Genomic DNA, 22,159 nt, shown 5'->3' with positions numbered 1-22,159 from the left:
TCTTAATACACATTAAAGAACTCACAATGAAACTTTACAAAATTAAAAAATCTAACATCGATAAAAAAGGTCGTGGGCTATATGCTACAAAAGACATCAAAGAGGGCACTAGAATTATTAATTATGTTGGCAAAATTATTACTAAGAAACAAACAGAAGAATCACAAAAGTTTGATAATGCAAAGCCCATCTATTTGTTTAATTTAAATAAAAAATACGACTTGGATGGAGATGTTTCTTGGAATACCGCACGTTTAATAAATCACTCTTGCTCTAATAATTGTGATTATAATGGGACAGGTTTAAGGTTATGGGTAGTTGCTATAAGAGATATTAAAAAAGGTGAAGAAATTACAGCTGATTATGGTTTTGGCTATGATGAAGATTACAAACAATTTCCATGCAAATGTAAGTCAAAAAATTGTTGTGGCTATATTGTTCGAGCAGAGTCTAGATGGAGAATTAATAAAAAATTTAGCATTGGCCGACAAAGAACTAGTAAATAACTTTTTCTAAAAATAATCCCTCAGCAGGTGCTGGTGGTGCACAAAGAATTCTTTTTTTTGATTTAATAACAAATTCAAATTTTTTTAAATTCCATTTATTTTCAGCTAAGTATTTTAAACTACCTACCATTGATCGTACTTGTTGTTGTAAAAATGATTGTGATTTAAATTGTAATTCAATTCTTCCACCATTTGATTTAATCAAAACAGATTCCATAGTTTTAATTGGACTTTTTGCATTACAGCTTGATGCTCTAAAAGTAGAAAAGTCTTTAGTACCTAAAAGTTTTTTTGCTCCTTTTTTCATTAACTCAATATCTAATTTTTTTATTATGTGCCAACCTCTTTCTTTTTCAAGAGAAGGCTTACTTAATCTATTAAAAATTATATATTTATAAATTCTTTGTTTGGCTGAATGTCTTGCGTGAAATTTTAGACTTCTTTTTTTAATTTTTAAAATAGAAATACCTTTATCATTTATAAAATGATTAATTGATTTTAATAACTTATCTAAATTTTGAATTTCTTTTTTGCAGTCAAAATGAGCTGACTGCTCTATTGCATGAACACCTGCGTCTGTTCTTCCAGATCCTATCAAAACTACTTTTTCTTTTAAAAGTTTTGATAATTTGATTTGTATTTCTTTTTGAATTGATTTTCCTTTAGATTGTATTTGCCAACCAACAAAACTTGTTCCTATATACTCTATCAAAATTTGATATCTAAACATTTGTTAATCTTGAGCCTTTTATTATTTGAGAGCCAAGAACAAATTCATTAATATTTTGAGGCTTTTTTCCTTGTCTTTGAATTTCAATAACTTTTATAGATTTTTGATTTCCACAGCTAATTTCTAAGTCACTAGTCATTACTTCACCTATCTCACCACTTTTAGTGCCTAATTCTGCTTTTAAAATTTTATATCTTTCTTCTTTAAAAATAAAAAAAGCTCCGGGGCTTGGGTATAATCCATTTATTTTACCAATTATATTTTCTGCATTATCACTCCATTTTATTTCACCCTCAGATTTTTTAATTTTAGATGCATAGGTTGCATTTTTATGATCCTGCTCTTTAAATCTTACAGTATCATCAAGTATACCATCAATATTTTCTGATATTTTTTCTGAAGCTAAAATCGAAAGTTTTGTTGATATTGTTTCTGCATTGTCATTTTCTTTAATATCTATTTTATACGAATTACAAACAGGTCCTGTATCAAGTTTTTCTCCAATTTTCATAATACTAATACCTGTTTCTTTTTCTAAATTTATAATTGACCTTTGAATAGGGGCAGCTCCTCTCCACTTTGGTAATAATGATGCATGTATATTAATAAAACCTTTTTTGGATAAATTTAAAAATTCATTAGGAATAATTTGTCCATATGCAACTACTATAACTATATCAACATCTAATTTTTTAAAAAAATTAAATTCTTCATTATTACCTTTTAAAATTCTAGGGGTCCTACATTCAATATTTAATTCCTCTGAGATAATGTGTATTGGTGATTTATTGTATCTTTGCCCTCTTTGTGATTTTTGTGGTGGCTGCGTATAAGTTGCAGATATCAAATATTTTTTTTTATGAAGTGCTTTAAGTATAGGTACAGCAAAAGATGGTGTACCCATAAAGACAATCTTCCTTGTCATTACTAAACGATAATTCTTTTAGATTTAAATTTAGAAAGTTTTTTTATAATCATTGATTTTTTGAGTTTTGATAAATAGTCTATGAATAAAATACCCTCTAAATGATCAATTTCGTGTTGAATACATGTTGCTAATAAACCCTCTGCTTTTAATATTTGTTTTTTTCCATAATAATCTAAATATTCAACCTCACACGTTTTTGGTCTTTCTATTTCTGCAAATTGATCTGGTACCGATAAGCATCCCTCTTCATATCTAGATTTATTTTCATTTTTATTTTTTATAACTGGGTTTACAAAATACAGTGGCTCTTTTTTATTTTCATCTCTACTAATATCCATAACAATAATTCTTTTAGGAATACCAATTTGAATAGCCGCCAAGCCTATTCCGGGTGCTGCATACATTGTATCAAGCATATCATCCATTAGCTTTCTTTCTTCATCACCCACCTTTTCAACAGGCTTTGAAATTTGCCTCAAAAATTTATTTGGTTCTGTCAAGATTTGTTTAACTGCCATAATTATCTATTATTTTAGTATAATTTTTAAACTTTTAAAGGAAGAACTTTAAGCAGAATCTTATTTCTTATTGGATCAATATCTAGCTGGTTAAGAGCACTAATTATAAAATATAATGTATCATCATCAATATTTTTTAGCTCATCTCGTCCAATAACTTCGATAACTCTAAGTATTGTTGCTGCCATATCTCCACTATTTATAAATATTTGAATATCTGATGGCATTTCATAGTTATTGGGTTCATATAAAGTATTAAATTTATCAAGAACTTTTACTCCATCAGACTTTAAAGACTCAATTAAAATAATATCTTTTTTAGAGAAAAAATATTTTTTATCTTTTTTAATTTTTTTTAATAAATTGTTTACGTCTTTATTAATATCACTTAAGCCATTTTCTAATATAAAATGATTAATCAATTTTGATTGATGTAAAATTTTATTATTTATTTTTATATTAGTTAATTTATTTTCTTTTTTATCAATATATTTTTGATAAAAAGTTGTGTAGTTAGATGGGACTTCTTGTTCATCAATATCACTTAAAAGGTATCTTAATTCATCGGAAAATGCGTCTTCTATTTCATCAATTTTAAACGAGTTTTTTAGTGCATTCATTAGCTCAAGTTTTTTTTCTATATCTGTTGTAATCAAAATTCCTTGATAAATTAAAGCCCTAGCCTCAATAGCAGGGAGTACTTTTGTAGATTCTTTAATGTTGAGTAGTTGATTTATGGCGAATTGGAATTTCTTATAAAGTTCAAATAATTCCTTTTCTGAATAGTTGCCATCATGAGTGGCCTTTTCAATATTTGCAATTTTATCTAATTCATTAAGTTCAATATCATTAATTTTATATAAAAGATTTGATGTCGACAAATATCGCCATATTTCTTTTGATGTTGAGTTTTTAGGTTCAAATTTAAAATCTGAGTTAGTTATATGAGATAAATGAAAATTTAAAATTGTATTTTCTGATATTTCTGTATCAGGTTCATTGGTATAACCCATCAAGTAATTAATTTTTTTTTCAAAAAACTTATCATTAAAATCATTAAGTTCTTTTTTTAAATCTATCAGTAGTTGGGCTTCTTCTTTTTTGTTATTATGAATAAGGCAATAAATATTAAATTTAGATAAATAAACATCTTCTATGGGATCTTTAATTTCAGAAAATATTTCGCAAGCTTTTTTAACATTTGATTCAGACAAATAATGATCAACTAAATATTTAGTTAATTTTGAATTCTCATTAATAATTTGATTTGTTAATAAATAATTTTCAATTAATCCATAATTTGATTTCTTAATAAGCCAGTTAGACTTTATTTCTAAAAACTGTTCTTCTGTAATATTTTGCTTGGGATAATATGCATTAGTCAAAAGTAAAATATCCATTATTTCTGAAGCATCTTGAGATAAATTGAGCTTATCAATGCGCTTAAAAATATTTAAAATTTGATCACCATTAGAATTAGACCACATATTTATATCTAGCCCATTTTCTTCTGGATCATATAGGCCTACTAATTTTACATCTTTGGAGATTAAAGTTTGTGATTGCTCTATACTTAACTCACTATTACTTTGAGATTGCATTTCATAAATACTGTTCTGAGGAATTTCTTCGTCATCATCATTTTTGGTATTTAAGACTTTATTGGTATTGCTCTTTTCTTCTATACTCCAGATATCAATAGGTTCTTGTGATTGAACATTAAGACTTATAAAAAAGGAAAACAGAAAAATTATAAAACATTTTCTATTTAACAATTTTAAATTTTTCATTTGAGATAATTTTTTCAACATCTTTGCTGGGATATGGAATTTCTATTTTTCCTAAAAACATTGTGGCAACTACAACAACAACTAAAATCAATAATACTTTAATTAATAAGCCTTTAGTTCTGCTGCTACTTGTATTTTTTGTAAATTGCATATAATCTTTTATTAATTTCAAATTAAGACATATTTGTGTTTTTTCAATAAAGAAAGCTTATGGATTCAAATAAAAACATCATTTTTTTAGGAATGATGGGATCTGGAAAATCATCTATAGGAAGTTTAGTATCAAAAAAACTAAAGCTTCCATTCATCGATATTGATAACTTAATTGAGGAGTCCTTAAAGATGTCAATTACAGAAATATTTGAAAATAAAGGAGAGGATTATTTTAGAAAATTAGAAGAAAAAATCACACTTAAATCCTTAAAAAATAAAAAAAATGTAATTGCTCTAGGTGGAGGTGGTTTTATAAATGATAATATTAGAAAAGAGGTTTTATCAAATCATATCAGTTTTTGGCTTGATTGGGATGAGTCAATTTTACTTCAAAGAATAAGAAATAGTAAAAAAAGGCCATTAGTTTTTAAATCAACCGATAAGGAAATTAAAGAAATTATTAAAAAAAGAATTAAAGTATATTCTAAAGCACAATTTAAGATAAAATGTAATAAACTTACAAAAACTGAAATACAAAAAAAGATAATAAAAATTTATGAGCTTAATTAAAATACAAGTTAATACTGTTAATCAAAAATATCCTATTTACATAGGAAATAATATTTTAAATAAATTAAATAAATTTTTAAAAAACGCTTCTATAAATTTAAATCATTGTCTTATTATAGCAGACAAAAATGTCCCCAAAAAATTGATTAAAGAAGTCATTAAATCTATACCAAGATATTCAACCATAATTCACTATTTCAATGCTAATGAAAAAAATAAAAACCAAAATAGTGTACAAAAAATTTTATCAATTCTTTTAAAAAAAAATTTCAACAGAAATGATTGTTTAATTTCTATTGGTGGGGGCATAACAGGGGATGTCTCGGGTTTTGCAGCAAGTATATATAAAAGAGGTTTAAAATTTATTAATATTCCAACTACTTTACTCTCACAGGTGGACTCATCAATTGGTGGTAAGACTGGTGTAAATACCCCGTATGGTAAAAATTTAATTGGATCATTCTACCAACCAAGTTTAGTTATTTCTGATATTAATTTTTTAAGGTCTTTGCCAAAAAGGGAAATCGTTTGTGGTTATGGAGAGGTACTTAAACACGCTCTGATTAAAGATAAAAAATTCTTTTTATTTTTGAATAAAAATGGAACTAACATTTTAAGATTAAAAAGCCCATTCATTGAAAAAGCTATTTACCAAAGCTGTTTAATAAAAAAAAGAGTGGTTGAGGAAGATGAAAAAGAGATGGGGATAAGAAAAATACTAAACCTTGGACATACTTTTGCTCACGCATTCGAAGCAACACTTGAATACTCAAGAAAATTAAATCATGGTGAGGCTGTTATACTGGGAGTAAAAACAGCAGCAAAGTTCAGTCTAATAAATAAAAATTTAAATATAAAAGATTTTCAAATAATTGAAAATCATCTTAATAAATTAAATCTTCCAAGTGATATTAATAAATTTTTTTCAATTAAGGATCTTAATAAGATTTTATCTTTTATGAAAAAGGATAAAAAAAACAATACAAAAAAAATTAATTTAATTTTATTAAACAAAATTGGTACCCCTATTCATAAACTTGAATTCAATGAAAAAAGAATTGCTACTTTTTTACAAAAAGAATTAATTGAATAATATTTGTATTGAATGTATATAATTTTTAAGCTCTAAATCTAAGATATTATAAATTTTTTTTGTTGATTCTACTTTAGATAATTGAGCAAGCTCATTAGATTTAATAATCAATTTTAAATGGTACATTCCTTCTTGATTTTGCTTGTGGTTTTTATGTAGAAAACTTTTATCTTCAATTTTTAAATCCTGAATTATAATTTCTTTTTGAAGTTTATTTTTAACAATTGTAATTAATTCATTTATATTCATAAATAATAATTTATTATTATATAGCATGAAAAATATTTGTGATTGGAATAATTGTTTTGAAATAGGTGAATATAAAGCGCCAATTGAAAAAGATAATAGTAAAAAATACCGATTACTTTGTTTGGCACATGTCAAAGAATTCAATAAGAATTGGAATTATTTTAAAGGTATGGATGATGAGCAAGTCTTTGATTTTCTTAAATCTGATATGACATGGCATAAACCAACTCAAAGCTTTAGTTCTTCTGATAATTTTTTTAAAGTTTTGTGGAACACAACTTTAAAGGATGAATTTGATAAAACAAAGCTTAGAGGTGAATATAACCATATGAATCAATTTAAATTTGATGCTAATGATATTAAAGCTTTTAGTATTTTGGGTGTTTCTGTTGGATTAAAATGGGAACAAATACAAAACAAATTCAAAACTCTTGTCAAAAAATTTCACCCTGATATTAATTTAGGAAATAAAGAATACGAAGAAAAACTTAAATTAATTACTTTAGCTTACACCCAGCTAAAAAATACATATAGGGAAAAAATTGACACCTAATTTAAACATACAACCAGATATCAAAATATCTTTAAAACAATCTTTTGGAATTGACTCAGATATGGAAGTGGACGCTTTCTCAAAAAAAAGTGAGTATGTCCCAGAAATAGATAAAAATTACAAATTTGATAGGGACACCACTCTTGCAATAGTTTCGGGATTTGCATTTAATAAAAGAGTTCTAGTTCAGGGTTATCATGGAACTGGTAAATCAACTCACATAGAACAAATTGCTGCTAGATTAAATTGGCCCTGTATTAGAGTAAATTTAGACAGTCATGTAAGTAGAATTGATTTAATTGGTAAAGACGCAATAGTTGTAAAGGATGGAAAACAGGTTACTGAATTTAAAGAAGGTATTTTGCCTTGGTCAATACAAAACCCAGTTGCTCTTGTTTTTGATGAATATGATGCTGGTAGACCAGATGTTATGTTTGTTATTCAGAGAGTTCTAGAAGCAGAAGGTAATTTTACTCTTTTAGATAAAAATAAAGTAATAAAGCAAAATAAATTTTTTAGACTGTTTGCAACATCTAATACTGTAGGATTGGGGGATACTACTGGATTGTATCATGGAACTCAGCAGATTAACCAGGGTCAAATGGATAGATGGAATATTGTAACATCACTGAACTATCTTAGCCTTGATAAAGAAATGGAGATCATTTTGGCAAAAAATAAAAATTTGAATAATTCAAAAGGTAAAGAAAAAATCGCAAACATGATTAAAGTAGCCTCTTTAACCAGAAAAGGCTTTATAGCAGGAGATATATCTACCGTAATGAGTCCTAGAACAGTATTGCATTGGGCAGAAAATGCTGAAATCTTTAAAGACACTGGCTATGCATTTAGAGTCACCTTCTTAAACAAGTGTGATGACATTGAAAAAAATACTATAGCTGAATATTATCAAAGATGTTTTGGTGACGAGCTGCCAGAGTCTATGGTTAATATTCGGATTTAAATGAGCAGCAAAGAAAATAATTTTAAAGAGCAATTTAAACAAGCTTTAATTTCAACTGCAAAAGTAATTTCTGAAGATTATAAGTTAGATGTAAAAAAACTTGATAAAAGTTTAAGTAATAAAAAAATTGATTTTTTTGATGTAACTAATTTATCTTGTAAAAATGATTTTATTAGATTGAGAGCAGAAACAGATTCAGGAGCTTTAAAGAAAAAATTTTCAAATAAAGATATATTTAATAAAAACCTACCAAATAATCCATCTTGTAAATCTTTATATAATATTGCAGAAAAAATTAGATATGAGGTTTTGGGTGGAAAAATGCTCAAAGGTGTTGGAAAAAATTTAAATGAAAATTATAAACAAAAAATTAATTCTAATCATAAAGATCAAATCAAAACTAAGGATGATGTCCCTGTTGCTGAGGCATTTGAACTATTTATGTTAAAAAAATTTTTTAATTTAAAACTTAATTCAACATCATCTAAAATGTTAAACGTTTGGGAGAAAGATTTTTCAACATTTATTGATAAGCACATAGATTTTTTAAATGAAAACTTAGAAGATCAAGACAATTACAGTTTAAAATTTTCTGAGATTTTAGAAAATATGGATATTTTTAACTCGAATAATGAAGAAAATAATCAGAATGAAGATGAAAAAGATAATTATCAAGATAATAAATCTGAGAATAGTGATGAAAATCAATCAGATGCTAAAGAAGATGAAAATAAACAAGATGAGGTAAAAGCTAGTCTTGATGCAGGATTTGATCTTAGTGATCAACAAATGAATGAACAACTAGAGGATTCTGAATCATTAGAAGAAAGCTCAGAGAGCATTCTTCAAAAATCTAATCTTAACAATATCGATCAAGAATATAAAATTTATACAAATGAATTTGATGAAATTGCGAAAGCAGAAATTTTAGAAGACTTAAAAGAAACTCAAAAACTACGAAAAAATTTAGATCAACAGTTAATTGGTTTTCAAGATCTTATAACTAAGCTTGCTAATAAATTGCAGAGGCAACTTCTTGCTAAACAAAATCGATCCTGGGAATTTGATTTAGAGGAAGGTTTGTTAGATAGCTCAAAGTTAACAAGAGTAATTATGGATCCATATAATTCTTTATCATTTATGAGAGAGAAAGATCTTGATTTTAAAGACACTATAGTAACACTTCTAATCGATAACTCTGGTTCAATGCGTGGACGTCCAATTACTATTGCTGCTCTTTGTGCGGATATATTGTCTAGAACTTTAGAAAGGTGTTCTGTTAAAGTAGAAGTGTTAGGTTTTACAACTAAAAATTGGAAAGGTGGAAAAAGTAGAGAAGCTTGGACAAAAAGAAATAAGCCAAAGAATCCTGGAAGACTAAATGATTTAAGACATATAATTTATAAAGGAGCTGACACTCAATGGAGACAAACTAAAAATAATATAGGTCTGATGCTTAAGGAAGGTCTTTTAAAAGAAAATATAGATGGTGAAGCTATATCATGGGCCTACAATAGAATAAAAAAAAGAAAAGAGGAAAGAAAAATTTTAATGGTAATTTCAGATGGGGCTCCTGTGGATGACTCAACCTTATCTGTCAATTCTGGAGATTTTCTAGAAAAACATTTAAAAAAAATAGTTAAGTTCATAGAGGTTAAAACTGATGTTGAAATTCTTGCAATTGGAATTGGTCATGATGTATCTAGATACTATGAAAAAGCCATTAAGATAACAGATGTTCATGAGCTTGGTGATGTTATGATATCTCAGTTAAGTGGCTTATTTGAAACTAAAAAAAAATTACATTAAAGTTTTAAAAGATCTTGATTTTTCCACTTTATATTCACTTCAGCACCTGTTCTTGTTTCAGAGTTTTTACATAAAATACTTGCATGATTTTTTTCAAGCAAAGTTTTTCCAATAAACATTCCAAGTCCTAATCCAGATTTTGAATTTATAGAAGACTTTAGAGATTTCACATAAGGTTCGCCAATTTTACTTAGCACATCCTTAGGATACCCATCACCATCATCCTCAATCATAATTTCAGAAAACTCACTGTTCGTTTTAAGTGTTATAAAAACTTTTTTTCTTGAAAATTTATTTGCATTACCAATAAAATTTCTCAAGCCATAAATTACCTCTATGGACTTATTAAATCCTAATGGATTAGAATTTTGATCATAATTTACAATAAACTCTTTTTTGCTTATTTCTTGAAACGATTTAACAATCTCATCTATATATTTTGACAATGTAAGATTGCTATCAATAAAATTATCCTCTACTATTGGGTTTAACGTAAGCTTTTTAAGTATCTCACTACACCTATCTATCTGACTGACCAACAATTCAACATCCTTTTTAACATCAATATCATCTTTAAATTGTTTTAATAAATCTGATGAAATAATTTTGATAGTTGAAAATGGAGTTCCAAGAGAATGTGCCGCAGCAGCAGCTTGTCCTCCTAAGGATAAAAGTTCATGCTCTTTTGACATGATTTCTTCCATTTTATTTAGTGCCTCTTTTCTTATTCTGGACTCTGATCCAAAGGTTGAAGCAAAATAATTCAAAAAAAGTAAAGCAATAATCAATGCTATTGGAATTGAATAGTAATAATAGCTGTCTACATGAAAATGTTCTTTAATTGGATAGGGTAAAGGTTGATTAAAAAAGGTAAGAAAAATAATTATTAAAACTGTGAAGCAAACTAATAATAAATTGCTTCTAAAACCTAAATTGGATGATGAAAATATAGCCGGGATAATCAAAAAAATTGAAAAAGGATTTATAATTCCACCTGTTAAATAAATCAAACAACTCAGTTGTAAAATATCAATAAATAAAAAAAGAAATGCTATCTTATCTGTTAGTTGAGTGTTCTGATTAATATAGATTAAATAAAGATTACTTAGCACCCCGATTAGAATTGTTGAATTTGTTAAAATTAGATTAAATCTAAAGTCAAAAACAAAATAAATAAGGTTAACTGTTATAAGTTGACCAATAATTGCAATCCATCTTAAATTTATGTAAGTAGATTTTTTTAATGAAAAATATTTTGAAGTTTCGAAAAACTTCATTATTAGATATCTAGATTTTGAACATTAATAGCATTTGACACAATAAAGTCTTTTCTTAAGGCAACATCATTGCCCATTAAAGTGTGGATTAAATCTTGGTCTTTTTTTAAGTCTTTTGAATATTGAACTTGTAATAAATTTCTAGTTTCAGGATCCAAAGTCGTGCTCCACAATTCTTCTGGATTCATCTCTCCTAATCCCTTAAACCTTTGAATACTCATTCTTGATTTTTCTTCCTCATAAGCTCTCTTAAATTCTTTTGTTCCTTTTTTTATTTTTTGTAATTCTTTGCTATGTTTTAAAATATAGTCTTCTAATTCTTTTTCATCTTTAATGTAAATTCCTTTTGTACCTTTATTTATTTTAAACAAAGGTGGTTGGGCTAGATAAACATGACCATTTTCAATCAATTTATTAAATGGCTTATTATTAAAAAATGTTAACAACAAAGCTCTAATGTGAGATCCATCAACATCAGCATCTGTCATAATAATTATTTTACCGTACCTTAAATCCTTTAAATCAATATCTTGAACCTTTGGGTCTAAACCAAGTGCATTAATCAAAGTTACCACTTCATTTGATGACATCATTTTTGCCAATGCCTTTGTTCTATGTTCGCTACCATCTTTATTACTATTTTTTTTGAGAATAATTTCTTCAACATATGTATTAAGTATTTTTCCTCTTAATGGTAAAACAGCTTGATTAGATCTATTCCTGCCCTGCTTAGCAGAACCTCCCGCAGAATCTCCCTCTACTATAAATAATTCAGTGCCTTCTTGTTTGCCTATTTGGCAATCAGCAAGTTTTCCTGGTAAACCACTTAGCTCTAGTGCTCCTTTTCTTCTAACATTCTCCCTAGCTTTTCTAGCAACATCTCTTGCTAAAGCTGCTTGCATTACTTTTGCTAAAATAATTTTAGACGTTGATGGGTTTTGATCAAACCATATCGATAATTTTTCACTTATAATATTTTCTACAATCATTCTAACTTCTGATGAAACTAGCTTATCTTTTGTTTGTGATGAAAATTTAGGATCTGGTATTTTTGCAGAAATTACGCAAGTTAATCCCTCTTTAATATCATCACCCGATATAGTTAATTTATTTTTTTTCAATAGATTATGTTCAGTAGCATATTTATTGATGACTCTTGTAAGTGCACTTCTAAATCCTAGTAAATGGGTTCCACCATCTTTTTGATATATATTATTTGTATAAGGATAAATATCTTCACCATAGCTTGCATTCCATTTTAGAGAGCATTCAATTTCTATATTGTCTTTTTTACCTTCAATATAAATTGGTTTTTTAAACAAATCATTTCCTGTTTTATTAAAAAGTTTTTCTCTTTTTTCATCTAAAAAATCTACAAATTCTAAAACCCCACCATCAAATTTAAATTCAATTACCTTTTCTTTTTTTTGATTTAAATCATTAATTGAGATTTTTATTCCTTTATTTAAGAATGCAAGTTCTCGCATTCTTTTAATAATAATATTAGGTGAAAATTTTATTGAAGAAAAAATCTCTTTTGACGGTAAAAAAGTTATTTGTGTACCAGTATTTTTTGATTTTCCTATAATTTTAAGCGGTGCAACTGATACCCCATCTTTAAATTCCATATAATACCTATTACCATCTCTCTCAATCTCTAATTTTAATTTTTCTGATAACGCATTAACTACTGAAACTCCAACTCCATGAAGACCACCTGAAACTTTGTAGGAGTCATGATCAAATTTTCCACCCGCATGAAGTTGTGTCATAATAACTTCTGCTGCAGACATTTTTTCACCTTTATGCATATCCACAGGAATTCCTCTACCATCATCTCTTACAGTAATTGTTCCATCAGAGTTAATTTTAACTTCTATATTTTTACAATACCCTGCTAAAGCTTCATCAATTGAATTATCAACAACTTCATAAACCATATGATGCAAACCAGTGCCATCATCTGTGTCACCAATATACATTCCAGGTCTTTTTCTAACAGCTTCAAGACCTTTTAAAACTTTGATAGAGTCTGCTTGATATGTTGAGTTGTTTTTCATTTTTTTTGTATTGGAAATTTAAATAATTATAGCATTTTTATAAAAAAAAGAGGGAAATTAATTATATTAATACACACAATATTGCTTAATAAACCTTGATTTTAAATGTCATTTCTATTCTGGCGGAGAGACAGGGATTCGAACCCTGGGTACCTTTAACAGTACACACACTTTCCAAGCGTGCGCCTTAAACCGCTCGGCCATCTCTCCATATAAAAATATATTTGTTAAAATATATATTATATTTAATTATATATTTCTATTTCTTATCTTTTAAGGTTAATTTATTAATATTTATGAAAAGTTTTGATTTTAGTATTATTTTAACATGCACGGTAAATCCTATTCAAATGCCTAACCTTGTGAGAAGTAACCCAGAAATAAGATTTCAAGACTATAAAAAATCCTTTAACTTTTGGGTTAACAATGCATTTGTTAATAAAATAATACTTATTGAAAATTCAAATTTTGATTTAAGTTATTTTAATGAAGTTGCAGAAGATATAAAGAACAAAGAGATTGAGATTATTTCTTCTAACTCAAATAATGAATATGATAAATCTCTAGGCAAGGGGTATGGGCAATATCTTTGCCTGAAAGAAATATTTGATCAATCACAAATTGCAAAAACTACCAAGTACTTTATAGATATAACAGGAAGACATTGCGTAAAAAATTTTAAAGCAATAATCAAAGATATTATAAAAAATGAGTCAGACATATATGTAAATATTACTGATAACCTAAAATTTGCGGATGCTAATATTTATGGGGGTACTAAAAATTTTTTTATAAATTACTTATTACCAGAAACAAAAAAAACTAATGACTCACAAAATAAAATTTTTGAAAATTGTGTGGCAAGTGCTACATTAAAAGCAGTATCGGATGGAATGAGTTTATCCAAAACACCAATTTATGCAGATATAGAAGGTTTTATTGGTACCAATGGAAAGAAATATAAACAAAGTATAATAAAAAAAATAAAATTATTTTTTTTTAGAAAACTTAAAATTTATTTTTTTAATCACAAAAAATATTAGAAATGAATAAAGTTGAAATTATAAAACTAAAATCTTTTACTAAAAAGAGTGGAAAATTAGTGCCACTAAATTTTGATAGTAAATTTCCTATAAAAGTAAAAAGAATTTTTTATATTTATGGTAAAAAAAATAACCATAGAGGAGATCATGCGCACAAAAAATGTAAACAGCTTTTTATTCCAATTTTAGGTAAGATTATCTTATTTATAAAAAAAAATGGTAAAGATAAAAAAATTATTTTAGATTCTAAAAATAATAAAGGAATTTTAGTACCGAATTTGTATTGGTGTAGATTAAAATTTCTATCAACAAATGGAATTGTAATGATTATCTGTGATAGAGAATACGAATTTCAGGACTATATAGAAAAGTACTCTGAGTTCAAAAAAATTGAGGCAAGTAAATGAAAATATTGATTACAGGAGCATGTGGACATATCGGATCATACTTTGTCGAAAATTTATATAAAATTAAAAAAGTTAAAAAAGCTATTTTGATTGATAATTTAAAATCAAACAGATTTAATTCTTTATTCAATACCAATAAAAAAAATAAAGTTGAGTTTTACCTTAAAGATCTAAATGACATACGGTCATTAGATCAGTTTAAAGGTATTAGTATAGTTTTTCATTTTGCATCTATGACTAATGCTGAAAAAAGTTTCGGCAAAGAAAAAGAGATGTTTTCAAACAATCTAAATTGTTTAAAAACTGTTATAAAATTTTGTGAAAAAACCAACGCTAAACTAGTTCACCTTTCTTCAACCAGTGTTTATGGTAAACAAACAGACCTTGTTGATGAAACTTGTGAAAAAAAATACCTAAAACCACAAAGTCCTTACGCTAAGATTAAAATAATGGAGGAAAATATCCTCAAAAAAAATACAAAATCAATAAAATATAACACTTTTAGATTTGGAACTATTGCTGGTGTGTCAAGGGGTATAAGATTTCATACAGCGGTGAATAGTTTTTGTTTAAATGCTGGGATTGGGGAAAAAATTAAAGTATATAAAACTGCTCTTCATCAATATAGACCCTATTTATCATTAGAGGATGCCTTCGAATTATTTAAGTTTTGTATAGATGAAAATTTCTTTGAAAATGACATTTATAATGTTGTTTCAAATAACTTCACTGTTAATCAAATAATAAATAAAATAAAAAAATTAAAAAAGAATATTAAAATTAGCTATGTTAATTCTGCTATTATGAATCAGCTTTCATACCATGTGGATAAAAAAAAACTATCTAATAGAGGCCTTTTTCTTAATTCTAACCTAGATAGAGATGTTGCGGATACATTAAATTTGTTTAAAAACATTAAGTAATGAAATGTAAAATAACAAAATTACCCATTAAACCATTCATGTCATTTGGGAAGATGCCAATTGCAAATGGTTTTTTAAGTAAAAATGAATTCAATCAAGAATTTTTTTTTGATATGGAAATTGGTTTCTCAGAAAAATGTTCACTTTTTCAACTGAAAGATCACCCCACACCAGAACAAATGTTTAACAGTAAGTACCCTTTTTTTACAGGAAGTTCTGAAGCCATGAAATTGCATTTCCAAAATTATGCAAATTTTTTAAAAAAAAATTATATTAAAAAACAATCAAAAATAGTTGAGATTGGTTCAAATGATGGAACTTTTTTAGATAATTTTAAAGATACTAATTTAGATTATATTGGTTTTGAACCATCAAGTAATGTGGCGCAGTTAGCAAACAATAATGGGATTAAAACAATTAATAGTTTCTTTAATCTAGGCTCATTAGATTTAATTAAAGATTTTGTTGGACAAACAGATGTTATTTTTGCTGCAAATGTTATTTGTCATATTCCAGATTTAATTGATCTTATAAAAACTATAGATAAGCTATTGTCGAAGGATGGTGTATTTGTTTTTGAAGAACCTTACCTTGGTTCAATGTTTAAAAAAACATCCTATGATCAAATTTATGATGAACATATATTTATGTTTTCGGGAACATCTGTACAAAAGATTTTTGATTTATTTGATATGGAGCTAATAGATTTGATTAAGCAAGAAACACATGGGGGATCAATGAGATATGTTATTTCTAGAAAAAAACAAAGAGTAACTAGTTTGAATGTGCAAAAAATACTAGATGAAGAAAAAAGTAATAATCTAGATAATATTGAATCTTGCTTGATATTTAAAAAAAACTGTGAAGATTCAAGAATTGAACTTAACAATACAATAAATAAATTAATTTGTGAGGGTAAAAGAATTGTTGGTTACGCTGCAACTTCAAAAAGTACAACTATTTTAAATTATTGTAAAATTGGGCCAGAGATGATTGAATATATTTGTGATACAACAATAGAAAAGATCGGCAAATACTCTCCTGGTATGCATATTCCTATAGTTTCTGTAGATCAGTTTAGGAAAGATAATGCTGATATTGCCTACTTATTTGCATGGAATCATAAAACTGAAATTTTTGCTAAAGAAGAAAAGTTTATAAAAAAAAATACTAAATGGATTTCCCATGTTAAAATCTAATTAAAATTATAAAGAGCTCCATACAAATGATTAAATCCTGGGAATACAAGAATGAGTATAATTATTTAAAAAATAATATTCTTAAGACAATAGATAAGGTCTTAAAAAGTGGAAATTTATTTTTTGGTAATGAGTTAGAAAAATTTGAAAAAAATTTTTTAAAAACTAATAAATCTAAATATGGTGTTGCAGTTGGGAGTGGTACTGATGCTATTTATTTATCATTAAAAGCATTAAATATTGGAAAAAATGATGAAGTCATAACTGTAGCTAACACAGCCATACCTACTGTTGCAGCAATTATAAACACTGGTGCATCTGTTAAATTCATTGATGTTGGCAATGATTACCTAATTGATATTGATAAAATTGAAAAATCAATTACAAAAAAAACTAAAGCAATTATCCCTGTTCACTTATATGGACAATCTTGTGAAATGGACAAGATATTAAAGATTGGAAAAAAATATAACTTAAAAATAATTGAGGATTGTGCTCAGGCGCAAGGTGCTACATATAAAAGTAAGAAAGTAGGAACTTTAGGTGTTACTGGCTGTTTTTCATTTTACCCAACTAAAATACTTGGATCTTATGGAGATGGAGGCTTTGTTACTACCAATGATAAAAATCTATACCTGAAAATTAGAAGATTAAGATTCTATGGAATGGAACAAATGAATAGTCGTAAATGGTGGAATAAAAAATATTTTGCTGTAGAAAATGGAACAAACTCAAGGCTTAGTGAAATTCAGGCGGCAATATTAAACATTAAAATTAAATATTTAAATACATTTATTAAAAGAAGAAAAAAAATTGCGGAAATGTATAACAGTGGAATTATTAATTCTAAAATTATTAAACCTTATGTAAACCAAAATAATAAGCACGTTTACCATCTATATGTTGTTGCATCTAAAAATAGAGATTTAATTTTAAAAATAATGAAAGAAAATAAAATCCAACTCGGTATTCAGTATCCTTATCCTTTACATAAAATGTTAGCCTATAAAAATAGCACTTACTCTAGACTCAAAAATACAGAAAAGTTTTCAAAAAAAATTTTTTCTTTACCAATATATCCAACACTAGAAGACTCAAAAGTAAAAAAAATTATCAATATATTAAATAGAATTTAATTTAATTTTGAGTTGTATCAAAAAATTTCCAAGGCCAATGTATTGTTTTAGTATATTTGTTAAACCAAAAAGATAAGTAACGTTCAGCTAAATATGCATATAATCTTTGTGTATCATATCCCTGCAAGTTTTTAAATCCAAATTCTTTTTCACATCTTAAAAGCCAAGGGAATAAGGCCTCAAACCATGTATTAACTATATTAGGCTTTGCTATAAACATTATGTGAGGGTTGTATGAAATAGATTCATTACAATAATCAAAAAAGTCTTTTCTATCTTCCTTATTTAACAGATTAATTGCTTTATTTAGGTTGCCATACCCATGATGCATATCAAAATGAAAAGTTAATGATTGTTTTTTTTTATTAAAGAAAATTGAGGGATCTTTTATAATAGACTTAAAGCCTCTTTTTATCATTTTCATCTTTTTTACATTATTTACATATATTGGTTCACAAATTACTGAGTCAAAACCGTCCCACTCGTCTGGAACAGATTGTAACACTTGATTTGAAAAAGAATTTTTTTCTATTTCATTATTTATAGAATTTTTATTAATCCAAAATCTTCTTTTTTGACAAAACCCAATCCAATTGTCTTCCTGTATATCTATAATATTTTTCCAATACCAATATTGGAAAGTCAGCTCTGAGTAATACTTTTCTTTAGAGAAAATGTTATCTTTTGAATTGCATAAAATATAATTTTTAGGAGGATTTTCATGTCCTACCCAACCTATATTATAATTAGTACTATCTAAAAAATTTATAACCTTATTGGTTACACAATACATTTTTAAATTTTTCATATAAATTTTTTTAGTAAATTTTATATTTTATATAACTTTTAACATATAAAAGTATATTGTCATTTTATAATGAAAAATAAAATATTAAAAAAAATTTTAGGGGTGATTGGTTACAAGCTTATTGAAAAAGAAATAATAAAAAATGAAAGACTAATTTCAAACAAATCATATCTAAAAATTGATAGTTTGCTAGATACACTATTTGAAGAAAAGAAAATAAGTAACTTAATACAAATAGGAGCAAATGATGGTATCCGTTTTGATATATTAAATAGCTATATAAAAAAACATAAAACAAAAAGTATATTGGTTGAGCCAATTAAAGAAAATTATGAAAAGCTAAAGAAAAATTATAAAGATTGTGATTTTATTTCTTTTGAAAATTCTGCTATTTCAGTAAATGATGAAATCTCTTTCCTTTATAAAGTTAATGAAAAATATGTTAAAAATTATGATAACCACATACCAGGGATCACTTCTTTTAATAAAGAGCACTTATTGAAACATGGTGTTAAAAATAGACATATAGTTTGTGAAAATGTTTCATCAATCAATATGAAAGATTTAATAACAAAATATCAATTAAAATCACTAGATTTATTATATGTCGATGCCGAAGGCTATGATGGTAAAATCATAATTGACTTTCTAATGACTACAAATATGAAACCAGTTATTATTTTAGAGTTTATACATATTAAAAATATAATTTTTGAATCACTAATTCAAATTCTTGAAGAAAACGAATATAAATTATTTTCAATTAATGAAAATTTGCTTTGCTACCCAGAAGATGCAGTTAAATATATTAAATTTATTTAATCAATAATCCATTCTTTGAAGAAGTCTTTATTTTCAATTATTTTTTTAGGGAAAGAACTGTCTAATGTTTTAACTTTATATATTTCATTTCTTCCAATTATATCTTGACCAGTATTAATTCTTTTTTTTATTTCATCTAATGCTAAATATTTATCGTCTATTTTTTCTTTAAAGTGGTAAGGGTCATTTGTTTCACATAAATTTTTATATTTATAAAGAAGTTGTTCTGCACTTTTTAAATTACAAAAATGCCAACCACCATTTTCAATAATATTGTTTAATCTAATTTTATCAATTCTCCAAAAGGGTCTTTTTTTAAATTTTAAATTTCTTAACCACTGTGGAGATTTCAAAAACTTTTGAATACATATTCTACTTCCATACCAGTAAGGATTTTTTGTACTTTGTAAATTTATTTTATAATAATAATGATTTTGTTTAAAAGCAGCATAACGCATTTCTTTTTTAAATTTTTGTATTGAATCTGGATTTGGTATTTCATCCAAATCTGAAATAATAACCAAATCATTTTCTGACGAAGATATAAGTCCTCTTAATATAGCATTCCTTTGAAAATTTTCTCTTAGGTAAGGATCATCACCATCTGGCATATCCTCTACTGGGACATATATTATTTTTTTTTTAAAATTTGGAAATTTATCTATATTAAATCTCAATTTTTTAGGATTATTCTGCCATGTTTTGTTTCCTTCAACTATTACAAAATAGTCTACATATTCATTTAAGATATTTAGTCTCAAATCCAACAATAAATCTTCATCCCAATATGAAAAACAATCGTAAATTTTCATAAGCTATCTTTATTAATCTTTAGAACTCCTATGAAGGCTTCCTGAGGGATTTCTACTTTACCAAATTGCTTCCCTCTGGCTTTTCCTTTTTTTTGCTTGTCTAATAATTTTCTCTTTCGATCTCTGGCACCCCCACCATGAATTTTAGTTAATACATCTTTTTTAAATCCTTTAATTGTCTCTCTTGCTATAATCTTTCCACCAATAGCAGCCTGTACTGGAATCATAAAATTATGACGAGGAATTAAATCTTTTAATTTTTCACATACCTCTCTTCCAACAGTTTGTGCAAAATCTTTATGAACCATCATAGACAATGCATCAACTGGCTCAGCGTTTACTAAAATTCCCAGTTTTACTAAATCACCTTCTCTGTGACCTATAATTTCATAGTCAAAACTAGCATATCCACTGGTCATCGACTTAAGTCTATCATTAAAATCAAAAACAACTTCGTTTAAAGGTATTTCATAATTTAAAACAGCCCTATTACCAGAATAACTTAAATTTGTTTGTACACCTCTTTTATCTTGGCAAACTTTTATAATTGCCCCCAAATATTGATCTGGAGTTATTATTGTTGCTTTAATCCAAGGCTCTTCAATAAACTTAATTAGTGTTGGATCAGGTAAACTAGAGGGGTTTTGAAGTTCTATAACCTCTCCTTTATTCATATGGACTTTGTAAACTACACCTGGTGTAGTTGTTAATAAATTTATATCAAATTCTCTTTCAAGTCTCTCTGTAATTATTTCTAAATGCAATAAACCTAAAAAACCACACCTAAAACCCAATCCTAAGGCCGATGAAGACTCTGCCTCAAAAGAAAAACTTGCATCATTTAATTGTAATTTACCTAACCCGTCTTTAAGTTTTTGATACTCAGAACTATCGACTGGAAACAATCCACAAAATACAACTGGCTTACTTGGTTTAAATCCGGGAAGTGCTTCTTGCAATGGTTTAGTTGCGTCACAAATGGTATCCCCAACTTTTGTTTCAGATAAAACTTTTATTCCTGTTGTTATGAAACCTATTTCACCTGCATTTAACTCTTTCATATCAGTTGCTTTAGGAGTAAAGACACCAACTTTTTCAATAATATATTCTTGATTTGTTGACATCATTTTTATCTTCATATTTTTATAAATTTTTCCATCAATGACTCTGACTAAAATAACTACACCTAGATAAGTGTCATACCAACTATCAACTAATAAACACTTTAAATCTGCATCTTTTTCTCCCTCTGGAGCTGGTAATGATACAATAATTTGTTCCAGAATTTCATTAATACCTTCACCTGTTTTTCCTGAACAAGGAATAGCATTTTCAGTATCAATACCGATTACTTCCTCTATTTGTTTTTTTGTTTTTTCTAAATCTGAAGCTGGTAAATCAATTTTGTTTAGAACAGGTACAATCTCATGGTTTATATCAAGTGCTTGATAAACATTTGCTAGCGTTTGTGCTTCGACACCTTGTGTACTATCAACAATCAATATGGATCCTTCACACGCATATAAAGATCTGCTAACCTCATAACTAAAATCAACATGACCTGGTGTATCAATTATATTCAAGATATAATCTTTATTATCCTTAGATTTATAATTAAGTTTTACTGTTTGGGCTTTAATTGTAATCCCTCTTTCCCTTTCTATGTCCATTGAATCTAATACTTGAGCCTTCATTTCTCTTTCAGTAAGTCCTCCACAACTGTGTATTATTCTATCCGCAATGGTAGATTTGCCATGATCAATATGTGCAATAATTGCAAAGTTTCTTATATGATCAATTTTTGCCATA

Annotated in this window: 23 protein-coding genes and 1 tRNA gene; 12 read left to right on the top strand and 12 right to left on the bottom strand. The window is 26.9% G+C overall.

Annotated elements, in window-relative coordinates:
* Positions 1–26: 26 nt before the first annotated feature.
* On the top strand, positions 27–506 hold the full coding sequence (locus AC5SL1_RS00305; protein ID WP_494599707.1) for an SET domain-containing protein: 480 nt from the start codon (positions 27–29) through the stop codon (positions 504–506).
* Here the strand turns inward: AC5SL1_RS00305 and truA are convergent.
* Genes truA through AC5SL1_RS00280 form a run of 5 tightly spaced genes read right to left on the bottom strand, consistent with a single transcriptional unit; the run spans position 496 to position 4,623 of the window.
* The gene (gene truA / locus AC5SL1_RS00300; RefSeq protein WP_271516934.1) at positions 496–1,236 is read right to left on the bottom strand and encodes a tRNA pseudouridine(38-40) synthase TruA; all 741 of its coding nucleotides are present in this window, start codon (positions 1,234–1,236) and stop codon (positions 496–498) included. The genes AC5SL1_RS00305 and truA overlap by 11 nt on opposite strands.
* A complete protein-coding gene (gene fmt / locus AC5SL1_RS00295) occupies positions 1,229–2,161 on the bottom strand; it encodes a methionyl-tRNA formyltransferase (RefSeq protein ID WP_494599705.1) in 933 nt (310 codons plus the stop codon). The genes truA and fmt overlap by 8 nt, the downstream gene beginning before the upstream one ends.
* Before the next feature lie 2 nt (positions 2,162–2,163).
* Positions 2,164–2,682: a peptide deformylase gene (gene def, locus AC5SL1_RS00290; protein WP_494586629.1), complete on the bottom strand. Its 519-nt coding sequence runs from the start codon at positions 2,680–2,682 to the stop codon at positions 2,164–2,166.
* Positions 2,683–2,708: 26 nt separating this feature from the next.
* The gene (locus tag AC5SL1_RS00285; protein WP_494599703.1) at positions 2,709–4,472 is read right to left on the bottom strand and encodes a hypothetical protein; all 1,764 of its coding nucleotides are present in this window, start codon (positions 4,470–4,472) and stop codon (positions 2,709–2,711) included.
* Entirely contained in the window at positions 4,447–4,623 is a 177-nt protein-coding gene (locus tag AC5SL1_RS00280) for a hypothetical protein (RefSeq protein ID WP_494599701.1), read from the bottom strand. Before AC5SL1_RS00280 ends, AC5SL1_RS00285 begins: the two co-directional genes overlap by 26 nt.
* Positions 4,624–4,682: 59 nt before the next feature.
* On the opposite strand from AC5SL1_RS00280, the gene AC5SL1_RS00275 reads away from it, so the two are divergent.
* Positions 4,683–5,195, top strand: a complete 513-nt coding sequence (locus tag AC5SL1_RS00275) for a shikimate kinase (protein ID WP_494599699.1) — start codon at positions 4,683–4,685, stop codon at positions 5,193–5,195.
* Positions 5,182–6,288 (top strand): 3-dehydroquinate synthase, encoded by a 1,107-nt coding sequence (gene aroB / locus AC5SL1_RS00270; RefSeq protein ID WP_494599697.1) that lies wholly within the window; start codon positions 5,182–5,184, stop codon positions 6,286–6,288. Before AC5SL1_RS00275 ends, aroB begins: the two co-directional genes overlap by 14 nt.
* Here the strand turns inward: aroB and AC5SL1_RS00265 are convergent.
* Entirely contained in the window at positions 6,277–6,537 is a 261-nt protein-coding gene (locus AC5SL1_RS00265) for a BolA/IbaG family iron-sulfur metabolism protein (protein ID WP_494599695.1), read from the bottom strand. The genes aroB and AC5SL1_RS00265 overlap by 12 nt on opposite strands.
* Before the next feature lie 25 nt (positions 6,538–6,562).
* On the opposite strand from AC5SL1_RS00265, the gene AC5SL1_RS00260 reads away from it, so the two are divergent.
* From AC5SL1_RS00260 to AC5SL1_RS00250, 3 genes are read left to right on the top strand one after another with little or no spacing between them, the layout of a single operon-like run.
* Positions 6,563–7,090, top strand: a complete 528-nt coding sequence (locus AC5SL1_RS00260) for a J domain-containing protein (protein WP_494573220.1) — start codon at positions 6,563–6,565, stop codon at positions 7,088–7,090.
* Positions 7,080–8,054: a cobaltochelatase subunit CobS gene (gene cobS / locus AC5SL1_RS00255; protein WP_494599693.1), complete on the top strand. Its 975-nt coding sequence runs from the start codon at positions 7,080–7,082 to the stop codon at positions 8,052–8,054. Before AC5SL1_RS00260 ends, cobS begins: the two co-directional genes overlap by 11 nt.
* The gene (locus AC5SL1_RS00250; protein WP_494599691.1) at positions 8,055–9,863 is read left to right on the top strand and encodes a cobaltochelatase CobT-related protein; all 1,809 of its coding nucleotides are present in this window, start codon (positions 8,055–8,057) and stop codon (positions 9,861–9,863) included. It begins immediately after the preceding gene.
* On the opposite strand, the gene AC5SL1_RS00245 is transcribed toward AC5SL1_RS00250, so the two are convergent.
* The 3 genes from AC5SL1_RS00245 to AC5SL1_RS00235 all read right to left on the bottom strand — a co-directional run bounded on the left by AC5SL1_RS00245 (position 9,860) and on the right by AC5SL1_RS00235 (position 13,410).
* Complete coding sequence (locus tag AC5SL1_RS00245) at positions 9,860–11,140, bottom strand: ActS/PrrB/RegB family redox-sensitive histidine kinase (protein WP_494599689.1); 1,281 nt, start codon at positions 11,138–11,140, stop codon at positions 9,860–9,862. The two genes, AC5SL1_RS00250 and AC5SL1_RS00245, sit on opposite strands and share 4 nt — an antisense overlap.
* A 2-nt stretch (positions 11,141–11,142) precedes the next feature.
* On the bottom strand, positions 11,143–13,200 hold the full coding sequence (locus tag AC5SL1_RS00240) for a DNA gyrase subunit B (RefSeq protein ID WP_494599687.1): 2,058 nt from the start codon (positions 13,198–13,200) through the stop codon (positions 11,143–11,145).
* Positions 13,201–13,320: 120 nt separating this feature from the next.
* Positions 13,321–13,410: transfer RNA gene (locus AC5SL1_RS00235), tRNA-Ser, on the bottom strand.
* Between the two features lie 86 nt (positions 13,411–13,496).
* Here AC5SL1_RS00235 and AC5SL1_RS00230 point away from each other — a divergent pair.
* The 5 genes from AC5SL1_RS00230 to AC5SL1_RS00210 are packed head-to-tail and all read left to right on the top strand — an operon-like array spanning position 13,497 to position 17,908.
* Complete coding sequence (locus AC5SL1_RS00230; protein WP_494591947.1) at positions 13,497–14,243, top strand: hypothetical protein; 747 nt, start codon at positions 13,497–13,499, stop codon at positions 14,241–14,243.
* A 2-nt stretch (positions 14,244–14,245) separates the two neighbouring features.
* Entirely contained in the window at positions 14,246–14,650 is a 405-nt protein-coding gene (locus AC5SL1_RS00225) for a sugar 3,4-ketoisomerase (RefSeq protein WP_494599685.1), read from the top strand.
* A complete protein-coding gene (locus AC5SL1_RS00220) occupies positions 14,647–15,573 on the top strand; it encodes an SDR family oxidoreductase (RefSeq protein ID WP_494599683.1) in 927 nt (308 codons plus the stop codon). The genes AC5SL1_RS00225 and AC5SL1_RS00220 overlap by 4 nt, the downstream gene beginning before the upstream one ends.
* Complete coding sequence (locus tag AC5SL1_RS00215; protein ID WP_494599681.1) at positions 15,573–16,772, top strand: class I SAM-dependent methyltransferase; 1,200 nt, start codon at positions 15,573–15,575, stop codon at positions 16,770–16,772. Before AC5SL1_RS00220 ends, AC5SL1_RS00215 begins: the two co-directional genes overlap by 1 nt.
* Before the next feature lie 26 nt (positions 16,773–16,798).
* The gene (locus AC5SL1_RS00210) at positions 16,799–17,908 is read left to right on the top strand and encodes a DegT/DnrJ/EryC1/StrS family aminotransferase (protein ID WP_494599679.1); all 1,110 of its coding nucleotides are present in this window, start codon (positions 16,799–16,801) and stop codon (positions 17,906–17,908) included.
* 1 nt (position 17,909) lies between these two features.
* Here AC5SL1_RS00210 and AC5SL1_RS00205 read toward each other — a convergent pair whose 3' ends face one another.
* Complete coding sequence (locus AC5SL1_RS00205) at positions 17,910–18,716, bottom strand: DUF4422 domain-containing protein (protein ID WP_494591944.1); 807 nt, start codon at positions 18,714–18,716, stop codon at positions 17,910–17,912.
* 69 nt (positions 18,717–18,785) lie between these two features.
* On the opposite strand from AC5SL1_RS00205, the gene AC5SL1_RS00200 reads away from it, so the two are divergent.
* Positions 18,786–19,538: an FkbM family methyltransferase gene (locus tag AC5SL1_RS00200; RefSeq protein WP_494591942.1), complete on the top strand. Its 753-nt coding sequence runs from the start codon at positions 18,786–18,788 to the stop codon at positions 19,536–19,538.
* On the opposite strand, the gene AC5SL1_RS00195 is transcribed toward AC5SL1_RS00200, so the two are convergent.
* Both AC5SL1_RS00195 and lepA read right to left on the bottom strand, forming a co-directional pair.
* A complete protein-coding gene (locus AC5SL1_RS00195) occupies positions 19,535–20,350 on the bottom strand; it encodes a hypothetical protein (RefSeq protein WP_494591940.1) in 816 nt (271 codons plus the stop codon). The two genes, AC5SL1_RS00200 and AC5SL1_RS00195, sit on opposite strands and share 4 nt — an antisense overlap.
* On the bottom strand, positions 20,347–22,158 hold the full coding sequence (lepA, locus tag AC5SL1_RS00190; protein WP_494599677.1) for a translation elongation factor 4: 1,812 nt from the start codon (positions 22,156–22,158) through the stop codon (positions 20,347–20,349). Before lepA ends, AC5SL1_RS00195 begins: the two co-directional genes overlap by 4 nt.
* Position 22,159: the final 1 nt, after the last annotated feature.

It is taken from the genome of Candidatus Pelagibacter sp. PS_10_02, assembly GCF_059418005.1.
The sequence above is the reverse complement of the archived record's forward strand: the minus strand, read 5'-3'. Positions and strand labels throughout refer to the sequence as shown.

Bases quoted from the DNA above. Each gene is read 5' to 3' on its own strand.
- AC5SL1_RS00265 (WP_494599695.1), bottom strand. From the start codon at position 6,537: ATGAATATAAATGAATTAATTACAATTGTTAAAAATAAACTTCAAAAA.
- AC5SL1_RS00200 (WP_494591942.1), top strand. From the start codon at position 18,786: ATGAAAAATAAAATATTAAAAAAAATTTTAGGGGTGATTGGTTACAAG.
- fmt (WP_494599705.1), bottom strand. From the start codon at position 2,161: ATGACAAGGAAGATTGTCTTTATGGGTACACCATCTTTTGCTGTACCT.
- AC5SL1_RS00225 (WP_494599685.1), top strand. From the start codon at position 14,246: ATGAATAAAGTTGAAATTATAAAACTAAAATCTTTTACTAAAAAGAGT.
- AC5SL1_RS00280 (WP_494599701.1), bottom strand. From the start codon at position 4,623: ATGCAATTTACAAAAAATACAAGTAGCAGCAGAACTAAAGGCTTATTA.
- AC5SL1_RS00250 (WP_494599691.1), top strand. From the start codon at position 8,055: ATGAGCAGCAAAGAAAATAATTTTAAAGAGCAATTTAAACAAGCTTTA.
- AC5SL1_RS00210 (WP_494599679.1), top strand. From the start codon at position 16,799: ATGATTAAATCCTGGGAATACAAGAATGAGTATAATTATTTAAAAAAT.
- AC5SL1_RS00245 (WP_494599689.1), bottom strand. From the start codon at position 11,140: ATGAAGTTTTTCGAAACTTCAAAATATTTTTCATTAAAAAAATCTACT.
- lepA (WP_494599677.1), bottom strand. From the start codon at position 22,158: ATGGCAAAAATTGATCATATAAGAAACTTTGCAATTATTGCACATATT.
- AC5SL1_RS00230 (WP_494591947.1), top strand. From the start codon at position 13,497: ATGAAAAGTTTTGATTTTAGTATTATTTTAACATGCACGGTAAATCCT.
- AC5SL1_RS00220 (WP_494599683.1), top strand. From the start codon at position 14,647: ATGAAAATATTGATTACAGGAGCATGTGGACATATCGGATCATACTTT.
- AC5SL1_RS00205 (WP_494591944.1), bottom strand. From the start codon at position 18,716: ATGAAAAATTTAAAAATGTATTGTGTAACCAATAAGGTTATAAATTTT.
- AC5SL1_RS00285 (WP_494599703.1), bottom strand. From the start codon at position 4,472: ATGAAAAATTTAAAATTGTTAAATAGAAAATGTTTTATAATTTTTCTG.
- aroB (WP_494599697.1), top strand. From the start codon at position 5,182: ATGAGCTTAATTAAAATACAAGTTAATACTGTTAATCAAAAATATCCT.
- truA (WP_271516934.1), bottom strand. From the start codon at position 1,236: ATGTTTAGATATCAAATTTTGATAGAGTATATAGGAACAAGTTTTGTT.
- AC5SL1_RS00240 (WP_494599687.1), bottom strand. From the start codon at position 13,200: ATGAAAAACAACTCAACATATCAAGCAGACTCTATCAAAGTTTTAAAA.
- def (WP_494586629.1), bottom strand. From the start codon at position 2,682: ATGGCAGTTAAACAAATCTTGACAGAACCAAATAAATTTTTGAGGCAA.
- AC5SL1_RS00215 (WP_494599681.1), top strand. From the start codon at position 15,573: ATGAAATGTAAAATAACAAAATTACCCATTAAACCATTCATGTCATTT.
- AC5SL1_RS00260 (WP_494573220.1), top strand. From the start codon at position 6,563: ATGAAAAATATTTGTGATTGGAATAATTGTTTTGAAATAGGTGAATAT.
- AC5SL1_RS00305 (WP_494599707.1), top strand. From the start codon at position 27: ATGAAACTTTACAAAATTAAAAAATCTAACATCGATAAAAAAGGTCGT.
- AC5SL1_RS00275 (WP_494599699.1), top strand. From the start codon at position 4,683: ATGGATTCAAATAAAAACATCATTTTTTTAGGAATGATGGGATCTGGA.
- AC5SL1_RS00195 (WP_494591940.1), bottom strand. From the start codon at position 20,350: ATGAAAATTTACGATTGTTTTTCATATTGGGATGAAGATTTATTGTTG.